The 12,814-nt window shown below is 70.3% G+C and carries 13 protein-coding genes and 1 pseudogene; 8 read left to right on the top strand and 6 right to left on the bottom strand.

The genetic code is table 11. From position 1 onward, the window contains the following. From ACWELJ_RS23260 to ACWELJ_RS23245, 4 genes and pseudogenes are all read left to right on the top strand, one after another. Nucleotides 1–292: pseudogene (locus ACWELJ_RS23260) on the top strand (hypothetical protein); the annotation flags it as partial. A gap of 118 nt (nt 293–410) precedes the next feature. Further along, nucleotides 411–989, top strand: a complete 579-nt coding sequence (locus tag ACWELJ_RS23255) for a TetR/AcrR family transcriptional regulator (RefSeq protein WP_452368237.1) — start codon at nt 411–413, stop codon at nt 987–989. 47 nt (nt 990–1,036) lie between these two features. Next, entirely contained in the window at nt 1,037–2,518 is a 1,482-nt protein-coding gene (locus ACWELJ_RS23250; RefSeq protein ID WP_452368236.1) for a phytoene desaturase family protein, read from the top strand. A 16-nt stretch (nt 2,519–2,534) separates the two neighbouring features. Continuing rightward, the gene (locus tag ACWELJ_RS23245; RefSeq protein ID WP_452368235.1) at nt 2,535–2,936 is read left to right on the top strand and encodes a hypothetical protein; all 402 of its coding nucleotides are present in this window, start codon (nt 2,535–2,537) and stop codon (nt 2,934–2,936) included. On the opposite strand, the gene ACWELJ_RS23240 is transcribed toward ACWELJ_RS23245, so the two are convergent. The 5 genes from ACWELJ_RS23240 to ACWELJ_RS23220 all read right to left on the bottom strand — a co-directional run bounded on the left by ACWELJ_RS23240 (nt 2,937) and on the right by ACWELJ_RS23220 (nt 8,313). Then, nucleotides 2,937–3,863, bottom strand: coding sequence for a cation diffusion facilitator family transporter (locus ACWELJ_RS23240; RefSeq protein WP_452368234.1), 927 nt, complete (start codon nt 3,861–3,863; stop codon nt 2,937–2,939). A gap of 70 nt (nt 3,864–3,933) precedes the next feature. After that, on the bottom strand, nt 3,934–5,157 hold the full coding sequence (gene manA, locus ACWELJ_RS23235) for a mannose-6-phosphate isomerase, class I (RefSeq protein ID WP_452368233.1): 1,224 nt from the start codon (nt 5,155–5,157) through the stop codon (nt 3,934–3,936). Continuing rightward, the gene (locus ACWELJ_RS23230) at nt 5,157–6,350 is read right to left on the bottom strand and encodes a tobH protein (RefSeq protein WP_452368232.1); all 1,194 of its coding nucleotides are present in this window, start codon (nt 6,348–6,350) and stop codon (nt 5,157–5,159) included. Before ACWELJ_RS23230 ends, manA begins: the two co-directional genes overlap by 1 nt. 73 nt (nt 6,351–6,423) lie before the next feature. Then, the gene (locus tag ACWELJ_RS23225) at nt 6,424–7,800 is read right to left on the bottom strand and encodes a phosphomannomutase/phosphoglucomutase (RefSeq protein ID WP_452368231.1); all 1,377 of its coding nucleotides are present in this window, start codon (nt 7,798–7,800) and stop codon (nt 6,424–6,426) included. A gap of 123 nt (nt 7,801–7,923) precedes the next feature. Beyond that, on the bottom strand, nt 7,924–8,313 hold the full coding sequence (locus ACWELJ_RS23220) for a DUF3499 domain-containing protein (RefSeq protein WP_387307193.1): 390 nt from the start codon (nt 8,311–8,313) through the stop codon (nt 7,924–7,926). A 184-nt stretch (nt 8,314–8,497) separates the two neighbouring features. On the opposite strand from ACWELJ_RS23220, the gene ACWELJ_RS23215 reads away from it, so the two are divergent. Next, nucleotides 8,498–8,977 (top strand): metallopeptidase family protein, encoded by a 480-nt coding sequence (locus ACWELJ_RS23215; RefSeq protein WP_357087107.1) that lies wholly within the window; start codon nt 8,498–8,500, stop codon nt 8,975–8,977. Nucleotides 8,978–9,028: 51 nt separating this feature from the next. Here the strand turns inward: ACWELJ_RS23215 and ACWELJ_RS23210 are convergent, their stop codons facing one another. After that, entirely contained in the window at nt 9,029–9,289 is a 261-nt protein-coding gene (locus ACWELJ_RS23210) for a WhiB family transcriptional regulator (protein ID WP_213560898.1), read from the bottom strand. A 595-nt stretch (nt 9,290–9,884) separates the two neighbouring features. Between ACWELJ_RS23210 and cofD the strand changes: the two genes are divergently transcribed. The 3 genes from cofD to ACWELJ_RS23195 all read left to right on the top strand — a co-directional run bounded on the left by cofD (nt 9,885) and on the right by ACWELJ_RS23195 (nt 12,785). Beyond that, complete coding sequence (gene cofD / locus ACWELJ_RS23205) at nt 9,885–10,844, top strand: 2-phospho-L-lactate transferase (RefSeq protein ID WP_452368238.1); 960 nt, start codon at nt 9,885–9,887, stop codon at nt 10,842–10,844. Further along, complete coding sequence (locus ACWELJ_RS23200) at nt 10,841–12,205, top strand: coenzyme F420-0:L-glutamate ligase (protein ID WP_452368230.1); 1,365 nt, start codon at nt 10,841–10,843, stop codon at nt 12,203–12,205. Before cofD ends, ACWELJ_RS23200 begins: the two co-directional genes overlap by 4 nt. Before the next feature lie 61 nt (nt 12,206–12,266). Continuing rightward, nucleotides 12,267–12,785 (top strand): NUDIX hydrolase, encoded by a 519-nt coding sequence (locus ACWELJ_RS23195; RefSeq protein ID WP_452368229.1) that lies wholly within the window; start codon nt 12,267–12,269, stop codon nt 12,783–12,785. Nucleotides 12,786–12,814: the final 29 nt, after the last annotated feature.

Below are 12,814 nucleotides of genomic sequence, written 5' to 3'. Positions count from 1 at the left end.
ACCATGCGCACGGCATCTTCGTGGACGAGGACATCGCCGCGCCGAGGTCGGCGCGGGCGCTCGCCTGGACGGCGCGATCCTGTTCGACGGGGCGCGGGTGGAAGCCGGTGCCACCGTGGAACGTTCGATCATCGGTTTCGGCGCCCGGATCGGTCCGCGCGCCCTGGTCCGCGACGCCGTCATCGGCGACGGCGCGAATGTCGGCGCGCGGTGCGAACTACTACGCGGCGCGCGCATCTGGCCGGGCGTCGACATCCCGGACGGCGGCATCCGCTTCTCCACCGACGTCTGATCCGTCACACGAAATCGGCCGCTCCCATGGATGGGGCGGCCGATTTCGTGTGTGTGGCGGAGGCTTCCGCGGGCGACTTTTGCATCGGTAGATTGTCTAGCGGTGCTAGAGTTCGGGTATGAGCGCCATCCAGACCCGCAAGGAACGCGAACGCATCGAACGGCGGCAGCGGATCATCGATACCGCGCGCGAGATCGCCGAGACCGAGGGCTGGGACGCGGTCACCGTGCGCAAGCTCGCGGATCGCATCGAGTACAGCCAGCCCGTGCTGTACAGCCACTTCGCGGGGAAGGACGCCATCGTCGCCGCGGTCGCCGAGGCGGGGATGGCCGAATTCGCCGGGGTGGTCCGCGAACTCCGGGAGTCCGCGGACACCCCGGAGCAGGCATTACGCGCGGTGGTCCAGGGCTATCTCGACTTCGCCCGCGACAGCGCCGCCCTCTATGACGCCATCTTCCTGCTGCGCACCGACCTGAAATTCGGTCCGGACGCGCCGCAGGCGCTCAAGGACGCCTTCGTCGAACTGCTGCTCACCTTCGCGCCCTTCGCGCCGCCGCACGATCCGGAGACCTTCACCGAGGTCGCCTGGAGCACCATGCACGGGTTGGCCACGCTGGATCGGGGTGGCCGACTGCGGCCCGACTTTCGGCAGCAGCGCCTGGAAATCCTGGTCGCCCAATGGGTTCGCGGTGACTGACCCCACTGTTCCCGCGTCACCCGCCCACCCGGGCATACGCTGAGACCATGGCTGACGCGGTGGTGGTCGGATCCGGTCCCAACGGGCTCGCGGCGGCGGTGATCCTGGCCCGCGCCGGGCTCGACGTCGAGGTCTACGAGGCCGCCGACGGCATCGGCGGCGGCTGCCGCACCGGCGAGGTCACGCTGCCCGGCTTCCACCACGACCTGTGCGCGGGCGCGCATCCGATGGCCGTGGCGTCCCCGTTCTTCCGGGCCTTCGATCTGAAGGCGCACGGGGTGGAACTGCTCACCCCGCAGGTGTCCTACGCGCATCCGCTCGACGGCGGCCGGGCCGGGCTGGCCTGGCTCGACCTCGACCACACCGCCGACGGCCTGGGCCGGGACGGGGGTGCGTGGCGGCGGCTGTTCGGTCCACTGGTGCGCCGATGGGAGGACCTGGTCGCGCTGCTCATGTCGGACCTGCGGCATCCGCCGATCGACCCGTCCGGCCTGCTGCGCCTGGACCCCGGGATCGAACTGCGCGTGCTGCGCCGGATGGTCGAGCAGGCGACACCGTTGTGGAACCTGCGTTTTCGCGAGGATGTGGCGCCCGCGCTGCTCACCGGTGTGTCCGCGCACGCCATCCGGCCGCCGCGCGGATTCCCTGGTGCGGGCGTGGCCATGCTGCTGGGCACCCTCGCCCACGCGCGCGGCTGGCCGGTGCCGCGCGGCGGCAGTCAGGCCATCATCGACGCGCTCGCCGAGGATCTGCGCGCGCACGGCGGGCGCATCGTCACCGGCCACCGCGTCGACTCCCTCGACGAATTCGACGAGGTCCGAGCGGTATTGCTGGATATCGCCCCCGCCGAGTTGCAGCGCATCGCGACCCTGCCGGCGCGATACGAGTTCGCGCTCAACAGGTTCCGCTACGGCGGCGCGGCCTGCAAGGTGGATTTCGCGCTCTCGGGTCCGGTGCCGTGGCAGGCGCCGGGGTGTGATCGGGCCGGGACCCTGCACCTGGTCGGCACCCGCGCCGAGGCCGTGGCCGCCGAAAAGGCCGTCGCCGCAGGGCGGCACGCGGAGCGGCCCTATGTGCTGGCCATCCAGCCCGGCGTGGTCGACGCCACCCGCGCGCCCGCGGGCAAGCACACCCTGTACACCTACGCGCACGTGCCCAACGGCTCGGCCGAGGACCTCACCGAGGCGATCACCGCCCAGGTCGAACGCTTCGCCCCCGGCTTCCGCGACCTCATCCTCGCGACCCATGTCCGCACCGCGATGACCATGCCCGCGCACAATCCGAACTACATCGGCGGCGACATCTCCGCGGGCGCGATGACCCTGCGCCAGACCGTCTTCCGGCCCGCCCCGCGCTGGAACCCGTACACCACCCCGCTGCCCGGCGTCTATCTGTGCTCCTCGGCGACCCCGCCGGGCCCGGGTGTGCACGGCATGAACGGCTATCACGCCGCCCGCCACGCGCTGCGCAAGGAGTTCGGCATCCCGACCGATCCGCTCGAACTGCTTACCGGCCGCTGGCGCAACTGATTGCTACGCTGCGGCCATGGCCGGTTACTCGGGCACGCCGCTCCCGCGCAAGCTCGGCATCAAGCCCGGGAGCCGGGTGCTGCTGGCCGGTGCGCCCGCGGGATTCGAGCTGGGGGAGTTGCCGGGCGGGGTGCTGCTGCACCGCCGCGCCGGTGTGGGGCCCTATGACGTGATCCTCGGCTTCTGTCCCGACCGGGCCGCCCTGACCCGCCGGTTCTCCGGGTGGCGGGAGCGTCTCGCGATCGACGGCGGCCTGTGGCTGGCCTGGCCCAAGAAGTCGAGCGGCGTCCCCACCGATCTCGGTGAGAACGCCGCTCGCGCTTACGGTCTGGGGCAGGGCCTGGTGGACAACAAGGTCGCCGCCATCGACGGCACCTGGTCGGGTTTGCGGTTCGTGGTCCGCCTCGCCGATCGCTGACTACTGCTGGACCGGCTGGGCGCGGTAGAGATCCGGCTCCAGGTAGATGACCCGCGCGGCCGGGACCTCGGCGCGCACCCGCGCCTCGGCCTCGTCGATGGCCGCGGCGATCTCGGCGATCTCCAGGCCGGGCACGATGGCGACCTTGGCGGCCACCAGCATCTCCTCCGGGCCCAGGTACTGGGTGCGCAGGTGGATGACCTGGTCGATGCAGCGGTCGTCGACCAGGGCGGCGCGGATGGCCGTGTCCTCCTCGGGGGTCGCGCCCTCGCCGATGAGCAGGCTCTGCATCTCGACGATCAGGATGACGGCGATGACGCCGAGCAGGATGCCGATCGACAGGGTGCCGACGCCGTCCCAGATCGGGTCGCCGGTGATCATGGTCAGGCTGATCGCGGCGAACGCGAGGACCAGGCCGATGAGCGCGCCCGAGTCCTCCAGCAGCACCACCGGCAGTTCCGGATTGCGCGAGTTGCGGATGAACCGCCACCAGCTGGCATTGCCCTTGAGCGGCTTGGATTCCCGCATGGCGGTGATGAAACTGAAGCCCTCGAGCGCGATGGCAAGCCCGAGGATGACGATCGCGACGATCGGGTTGGACAGTTCCTCGGGGTGCTGGATCTTGTGGATGCCCTCGTAGATGGCGTACACCGAGCCGAGCGCGAAGATGACCAGCGCGACCACGAACGAATAGAAGTACCGGTTGCGGCCGTAGCCGAACGGGTGCAGCTCGTCGGCCTCCTGTTCGGCGCGGCGCTGGCCGAGCAGCAGCAGGCCTTGGTTGGAGGTGTCGGCGACCGAGTGCACGGCCTCGGCGAGCATGGACGCCGAGCCGGTGATGGCCGCGCCGACGAATTTGGCCGCCGCGATGCCGGCGTTCGCGCTCAGCGCCGCCAGGATGGCCTTCTTACCGCCGCCCGCAGACAATGAACCGCCCCTTCCCATGTCCGTTTTGTCGCAAAACGTCGTGTGACCGGGAGAGCCTACCGTCCGCGGATCACTCCTCGCCCACCGCGGCGCAGAACAGCTGCGCGGAGCCGTCCACCGCCTGGGCCCGGATTCCGCCGTCGGCCGCCGAGATCCACGCCGCGCGACCGCACTCCACGATCAGGTCGTGATTGCCCTGGAACAACCGCACCCGGCCGTGGGTGGCCAGCGCGATCACCGGACCGGAACCCACCACCGTCACCGGCTCGGCCTCCGGCTCCAGCTCGAAGCGGCTGAGCGCGAACTCCGGCGCGGGCGTGTGATAGCGAAAGCCGCTGTCCGACACCTGCTCCGCCTCGATGACCGGCAGGTCCAGCGGCTCGAAGTCGAGCACCCGCAGCAGTTCGGGGACGTCCACGTGCTTGGGGGTGAGCCCGCCGCGCAGCACATTGTCGGAGTTGGCCATGATCTCCACACCCACCCCGCGCAGGTACGCGTGCAGGTTCCCGGCGTCGAGGAACAGGCCCTCGCCGGGCTCCAGGGTGATGCGGTTGAGCAGCAGCGCCGCCAGCACCCCGGCATCACCGGGATAGGCCTCGGCCAGCTCGAGCGCGGTGCGCACCTCGGCCACGAATTCCTTACCGCCGCTGCCCGCCTCGGACAGGTAGCGCACACAGCCGTCGAGCACCTTGGGCAGCAGCGTGCTCAGGCTGGCCTGGGGCAGCGCGATCCAGGTGGTGAACAGGGTGCGCAGGCCCGCGGAGTCGGGCTGGGCGGCAAGCAGTTCGGCGTACTGGCTCAGCTCCGGGACGTCGAGGGCGGCGAGCAGCCGCACGGTCTGGCGCGGCTCGCGGAATCCGGCCAGCGCCTCGAAACGGCCCAGCGCCACCACCAGTTCGGGCTTGTGGTTCTCGTCGCGGTAGTTGCGCATGGGCGAGTCGATGGCCACCCCGGCGTGGTTCTCCCGCGCGAATCCGGCCTTGGCCTGTTCGATGCTGGGATGCGCCTGCAGTGAGAGCGGCTCCTCGGCGGCGAGGATCTTCAGCAGGAACGGCAGCCGCCCGCCGAATTCGCCTGCCACCGGCCCGAGTTCGTGTTGCGGGTCGGCGCTGACCAGCTCCAGCAGGGATTCGCTGTGACCGTTGATCTGCACGCGGGCCGGATCGGCGGGATGCGCCCCGAACCAGAGTTCGGCTTCCGGATGCGCGGAGGGAACCGGTCGTCCGCACAGCTGTGCGAGCGCGGTGCGCGAACCCCAAGCGTAGGAACGCAGCGCACCAACGAGTTCGTGCACTAGTAATTGCCCCCGTCGTAGCGTCCCGGTCCGGTGGCCGGGCGGGAACCGAGTAGTCGGAGATAGGCGGCCGCCATCTCCAGCCGAAGCGCGAGTACCGCAAGCCTGCTGGTAGGAAGCCCAGCCACCTCGCCGTTCGCGGCGGCGGGCACCGGCTGCCCGGGCGCGTCGGCGGGCGGGGCGGCGGCTTCGGTGTCCACGGTGATCAGGTCGGTGTCGACCAGCCCGGCGTCCGAGCCGAACACGGCCAGTCGACGGCGCACCGCGACCTCGTCCGGATCGGCGCTCACCACGAAGATCCGCACCTGTTCCACCGGCGCGGGCCCGTCGAGCTCCTCGTCGTGGAACAGCGGGTCGAAACCGGGCGCGGCCACACCCGCGGCCTGCACCAGGCGGCCGTGCGCGGCAATGGCTTCCGAGAGCGAGACGGCCGCGGTGATCTGACCGGCCGCGGCCAGCAGCACCTCCGACCCGTGCCCGGCGAGCTCGGCGGCCGCGGCGGAATCACCGGCCAGGACGACGCGCTTGCGCTGCATCATGCGGGTGGCCAAGGTCTTGGCCGGATTGTGGAAGGCCTCGTGCTGCGGGCCGTCGCGCAGCGCCTCCTCGTCGAGCAGGTCTGCGAGAGCGTTCAATTCGGGCACCAGCGGTCCGACCCGATGCGGGTCGACGGTGCTCAACACGGCGATGCCCGCGGCCAGATAGCGCAGCATCAGATTGTGGTCGAGCACCCGCACCCGCGGCGCCAGGATGGTGGCGCGCCCGGCGGCCGCGGCCCGGATGGGGCCCTCGTCCGGCGCGGCGACGACCACTTCGGCACCCCGTCGAAGCGCTCGGTCCACCGCCTCGGCCAGGCGCGGATCACCCGCGTCGTCACCGGCCACCAGCACCACGTCCAACGGCCCGACCCACGGCGGGATCGAGGTGGCCGGCACCAGCGGCAGGCTGGTGCGGTCACCCAGGGCCGCGATCAGCAGCGCGGCCGCGCGGGCGGCGCGTCCGCTGCCGGAGACCAGGACCAGACTGCGGGGCCGCAGATCGGTCAGCCGGGAGAGCGCATCCTCGGAAAGCGCGGCGGCGGTTGCCCTTACCTGCGCTCCCCCCGATGCGGCGGAGCGCAGCACACCCCCGGCGTCCGCGGCCTCCAGCGAGGCGACGTCATCGAGGTCGATTACCGGTGTCCCAGCGATCATCGGGCGTTGCCACCTCCCCTCATCGGGTCACCAGGCGCTGGTGAATCCAAGCTCTGTGATTCCACTATTCCAGTCAGGCGCGCACGATGCTCAGGATCTCGGTTACGAGTGCGTCTACATCCTCCTGCGATCGCGCCTCGACGTTGAGCCGCAGCAGCGGTTCGGTATTGGAGGCGCGCAGGTTGAACCAGGCGCCGTCGGCCAGCTGCACGGTCACCCCGTCCAGCCGATCGACCGAGGTGGCGCGGCCGCTGTACGCCTCGACCACCGCGGCGGTCCGTTCCTGCGCGTCGGCGACCGTCGAGTTGATCTCACCGGAGGCCGCGTATGTCGCGTAGGCCGAAGCCAATTCCGACATCGGCCGGTCCTTCTCGCCCAGCGCGGCCAGCACGTGCAGCGCGGCCAGCATGCCGGAGTCCGCGCCCCAGAAGTCGCGGAAGTAGTAGTGCGCGGAGTGTTCGCCGCCGAAGATCGCGCCGGTGGCCGCCATCTGCTGCTTGATGAAGGAGTGGCCCACGCGGGTGCGCACCGGGGTGCCGCCCAGCTCGGTCACCAGCTCCGGCACCGCCTTCGAGGTGATCAGGTTGTGGATGACGGTGGCGCCCGGCTCCTTGGTCAGCTCGCGCTCGGCCACCAGGCCGGTGACCGCGGAGGGCGAGACCGGGTCGCCCTGCTCGTCCACCACGAAACAGCGGTCGGCGTCGCCGTCGAAGGCCAGGCCGATGTCCGCGCCGGTCTTGCGGACGTAGTCCTGCAGGTCGACCAGGTTCTTCGGATCCAGGGGATTGGCTTCGTGATTGGGGAAGGAGCCGTCCAGTTCGAAGTACAGCGGCTCGATGGTGAACTGCGGCAGCGCGCCCAGCACGGCGGGCACGGTGTAGCCGCCCATGCCGTTGCCCGCGTCCACCGCGATGCGCAGCGGGCGCGAACCGCTCAGGTCCACCAGCTTGTGCAGGAAGTCGGCGTAGGCGGTGAGCAGGTCCTCGCGGGACTCGGCGCCGCGCGGGCCGTCGAAGGCCGGGACGCCGGCGATGACTTCCTCGGAGATGGTGGCCAGGCCGGTGTCCTGACCGACCGGCAGCGCCTTGGCGCGGCACAGCTTGATGCCGTTGTACTTGGCCGGGTTGTGGCTGGCGGTGAACATGGCGCCGGGGCAGTCCAGGTGACCGGAGGCGAAGTACAGCTGGTCGGTGGAGGCGAGGCCGATGTGCACCACGTCCAGGCCCTGCGCGAGCACGCCGTCGGCGAAGGCCGCGGCCAGTTCGGGGGAGGAGTCACGCATGTCGTGGCCGATCACGATGCGCCGCGCGCCCTCGGTGCGCATCAGCCGGGCGAAAGAGCCCGCGACATCGCGGACGAAGTCCGCGTCGATCTGCTCGCCGACCACGCCGCGAACGTCGTATGCCTTGATGACTGCTTGAACGGACTCGGCGGACCGGGCGACTGTCATGGGGAACACCCTAGTAGCAGACCCTTGCCGGAGCAGACTTCGCCTGCCCCTACTTGTCGGGTCAAGTGATTCGATGCACGGAGAGCGGCTTGTCGGGTATGGCCGGGGCCGCGGACCCGCGAGTCAGCTGGGCGGGTCGGGTAGGACGCGTAGGTGGCCGCGGCGGCCGGTGCGGCCGGTGCGGGTGGGGCGCTGTGGGGCCGGGGCGTAGTCGGCGTAGGCGCGCGGGTCGGGATCGGTTGTGCGGCGGCGCAATCCGGCTTCGCGAACGGCTTCGGCCAGGGCGGTCAGATCGTCGTCGTCGGGGGTGGAGCTGGAAAACCCGCCCTCGTGACGGACCAACTCCCATCCCTTCGGCGCGGTGATCCGGGAAGCGTGTGTTTCACACAAGTCCCAGGAGTGTGGTTCCGCGACCGTGACCAAGGGACCCACGACCGCCATCGAGTCGGAGTACACATAGGTCAGCGTCGCGACGGCCGGGTTCTTGCAGCCTGGACGGCAGCAACGACGCATGGGGATCACGCCAAGCAGGGTAACCCCCCTCACGCCCCCGTGGACACAGACACGCTCAATGAACCGCGTCTCACTCGCGCCACAATGGCCTCGGGTACCTGTGCGAAGACCGGCCGGACGGCGGCCGCGCGAGCCCGCGAGCCGCGCGCGCACACCCGCCTCGGGCAAGGGTTAGATTCAAGGTATGACCCGTTCACGTAAGAGGCGGCCGCCCACCGCGCGGTCGGTCATCCGCCGCGGGCGGGGTGTGCGCGGGCCGATGCTGCCTCCGACGGTTCCGGCCCGGCGCACCCGCGGCCAGGAGTTCGACCGGCTGGTGCTGGAGGCGTTCGCGCCTCTGGAGAGCCGCTGGCACGAGCAGTTGACCAAGCTCGACATCGCGGTTGATGATGTGCCGAAAATCCGTCCGCTGCACCCGGATTCGGTCACCTGGCCCGACGAGGTGGTGGCCGACGGCCCGGTGCCGCTGTCGCGTCTGATCCCCGCGGGGGTGGACCGCTACGGCATGGCCACCCGCGCGCGAGTCGTGTTGTTCCGCAAGCCTTTGGAGCTGCGGGCCGGCGACCCGGACGACCTGGTCGACCTGCTGCGCGAGGTGCTCGTGCAGCAGATCGCGACCTATCTCGGGGTGGAGCCGGACATCATCGACCCCGAACCGGAGTAGGGGACCCGGGCCCGCCTGGCCCGGAATTCCCCTCGGCTACAGCGGCTTTACTCAGATGATGCCGCGCTTGAGGCGGCGGCGCTCACGTTCGGAGAGGCCGCCCCAGATGCCGAAGCGCTCGTCGTTGGCGAGGGCGTATTCCAGGCACTCGTCGCGGACCTCGCAGCCCAGGCAGATGCGCTTGGCCTCGCGGGTGGAGCCGCCCTTCTCGGGGAAGAACGCCTCCGGGTCGGTCTGGGCGCACAGCGCCCGTTCCTGCCATTGTTCGGCTTCGGTCATCATGCGACCGCCGCGCGCGAAAGTGTCGTACATATCCTCGGCACCGGTGACGATCAGGCTCAGCCGCGGTGGTTCGGGCTGGTAGGCGGCTCGCGCCCACTGTCCGCCCCCCGGCCGCGTCGTCATCGGTTCACCCCCCTCGTATCCGTTCCGATCGTCGGCGCAGAAGTCAGGTGCTGCGCCAGTCGTGGAATCGGTTTGCGATACACCGCCCGGAATGCCCGACGGGGCCAGCTCATCGGCCATCGCTCCGCCTCCTCACTGTGTGTTAGCGCAGAATGATTAATCCGTCGGAGCCGATCCCACCGACGGCCCAACACCGCGGCGTAGTCCCGCGGCCATCCCCGAGCTTGCGCCACTCCGGTGCGAACAGCTGTTCGAAAACCCGTCCGCGCCTTGCACTCTCACGCGGACCCGGAATGACATGCCTGTGATTAGACACGCCGGGAGCGGCGATGGTCAAGCTGCCGAAGCGATTCCGTTACCATCTGCCACCCCTTCTGGAGACGTTCTCGCAGATCAGGTAGCAAATTCACAGCAAATGAGCTGTCGGCCGCTTTCGGCCCGTCACCGCATAGGCTGTGCGGATGTGACTCGAGAACAAGCGGACACCGCGCCCGGCACCGGCCTGCGGATCGCGGTCCTGGTCGGCGGAGTCGGCGGCGCCCGGTTCCTGATGGGCGTGCGCGAGCTGCTGCCCGGAGCCGACACCACGGCCATCGTCAATGTCGGCGACGACGTCTGGATGCACGGGCTGCGCATCTGCCCTGACCTGGACACCTGCATGTACACCCTGGGTGGCGGCATCGATCCCGAACGCGGCTGGGGGCATGCGAACGAGACCTGGAACGCCAAGGAGGAGCTGGCGAAATACCACGCCCAGCCCGATTGGTTCGGCCTCGGCGACCGCGATATCGCCACCCATCTCATCCGTTCGGAAATGCTGCGTCAGGGCTATGCGCTCTCCGCGGTGACCGAGGCGCTCTGCAATCGGTGGCAGCCGGGTGTGAAGCTGCTCCCGGCAACCGACGACCGCTGCGAAACCCATGTCGTGATCGGCGACCCGGAGAACCCTGGCGAACGTCGCGCGATCCACTTCCAGGAATGGTGGGTCCGGTACCGGGCGAACGTAGAGACCCATGGATTCGTGACTATTGGGGCAGATGCTGCGAAACCGGCACCCGGTGTGACAGAAATCATAGAGTCCGCCGACGTGATCCTGCTCGCTCCGTCGAACCCCGTCGTGAGCGTCGGAGCCATCCTCGCGGTTCCCGGCATCCGGGGCGCACTGCGCACCTCGGGCGCGAAGGTGATCGGCCTGTCCCCGGTGATCGGTGGAAAAGCCTTGCGCGGCATGGCCGATGAATGCCTGTCGGTGATCGGCGTGGAGACCTCCGCCGAAGCGGTCGGCAACTACTACGGCGCGCGCTCGGGCACCGGCATCCTCGACGGCTGGCTCGTCCACACCGGCGACACCGCCGACATCCCGGGCGTCGAAGTCCGCAGCATCCCGCTGCTCATGACCGACCCGGCCACCACCGCCGAGATGGTTCGCCAAGCCCTCGACATCGCGGGAGTCACACCGTGACAACGGATTCCATCCAGACCCCGGGCGACCACGCGTCCGGCGGCGAACTGCGCATCCTGCCGATTCCGGGCCTGCCCGAATTCCGGCCCGGCGACGACGTCGCCGAAGCCATTGCGGCACAGGCACCTTGGCTGCAGGACGGTGACGTGCTGGTGGTCACCAGCAAGATCGTCGCCAAGGCCGAGGGCCGCGTGGTCTCCGTGCCCACCGACCCCGAGGAGCGCGACGCCGCCCGCCGCCGGCTGGTGCTCGAGGAGTCGGTGCGGGTGCTCGCCCGCAAGAACCGCACCCTCATCACCGAGAACAAGCTCGGCATCGTGCAGGCCGCCGCCGGCATCGACGGCTCCAATGTGGAGCAGGACGAACTCGTGCTGCTGCCCGAGGACCCCGACGCCAGCGCCAAGGCGCTGCGCGCGGCCCTGGCCGAACGGCTCGGCGTGCAGGTGGCCGTGGTCATCACCGACACCATGGGCCGGGCTTGGCGCAACGGCCAGATCGACGCCGCCATCGGCTCGGCCGGGCTGCGGGTGCTGCACGACTACAACGGCGCGATCGACGGGCAGGGCAACGAACTGCACGTCACGCTGGTCGCGGTCGCCGACGAACTGGCCGCCGCCGCGGACCTGGTGAAGGGCAAGCTCGGCGGCGTCCCGGTCGCGGTGGTGCGCGGGCTCGACTACACCGACGACGGCTCCACCGCCGGGGACCTGCTGCGCCGCGGCGAGGAGGACCTGTTCTGGCTCGGCACCGAGGAATCGGTGGAGATGGGCCGCAAACAGGCGCTGTTGCTGCGCCGCTCGGTGCGCCGGTTCGCCGACATTCCGGTCGAACCCGAGATCATCCGCGCCGCCGTCGCCGCGGGTCTCACCGCCCCGGCCCCGCACCACACCCGCCCGGTGCGGTTCGTGTGGGTGCGCAAGCGCGGTCTGCGCGACCAGCTGCTCGAGGCCATGGCCGAGAAGTGGCGGACCGACCTGATCGGTGACGGCCGCTCCCCGGAGAGTGTGGAGAAGCGAGTCGCGCGTGGCCGCATCCTGTTCGACGCCCCCGAGGTGATCATCCCGTTCTGCGTGCCCGACGGCGCGCACGACTATCCGGACGAGACCCGCCGGGCCGCGGAGAAGACCATGTTCACCGTCGCGGTCGGCGCGGCCGTGCAGGGTCTGCTGGTGTCGCTGGCCGTGCGCGGGGTGGGCAGCTGCTGGATCGGGTCCACCATCTTCGCCCCGGACATCACCCGCGAGGTGCTCGGGCTCGACGCCGACTGGAGCCCGCTGGGCGCCATCGCCGTCGGCTACCCGCTCGAGGAACTCGCGCCGCGCGAGGTGCGTGAGCCGGGGATCGGGCTGGTCGAACTGTGAGGAACGCGGAGCCGGTCGGCGGTCGCCGGGTAGCGGGTCGCGCGGCATCGGCGGTGCTCCGGTGAGCGCGGAGTCCCTGCACAAGTCCGCCGTCGAACTGCTCGAGACCTGGTCCCCGGCAACGGGTCCCGAGCAGTCGCTGCGCGAGGCCATGCTGGCCTTCCTCGGTTCCGCGCCGCGCGGCTGCCTGCGCGAGCACGCGGCCGGGCACATCACCGCCTCGGCCATCGTGCTCTCCCACGACGAGCGCGACGTGCTGCTCACCCTGCACCCCCGGGTGGGCCGCTGGATCCAGCTGGGCGGGCACTGCGAGGAATCCGACGACACCGTCGCGGCCGCCGCCTTCCGCGAGGCGACCGAGGAATCCGGCATCGAGGGCCTGACCCTCGAGCCCGGCCTCTACGGCGCGCAGGCCCACCCCATCACCTGCTCGCTCGGGATCCCCACCCGCCACCTGGATCTGCTGTTCAAGATCAAGGCCCCGGAAGGCGCTGTCCCGGTACGCAGTTCGGAATCCACCGACCTGCGCTGGTGGCCGGTCGACGCCCTGCCCGCCGACGCGGACGTGCTGTTGCGCTGACCGGGACACGGGGGTTCCGGATCGCGGAA

The sequence above is a fragment of the Nocardia sp. NPDC004582 genome, assembly GCF_053602115.1.
This window is presented reverse-complemented; position numbering and strand designations above follow the sequence as displayed.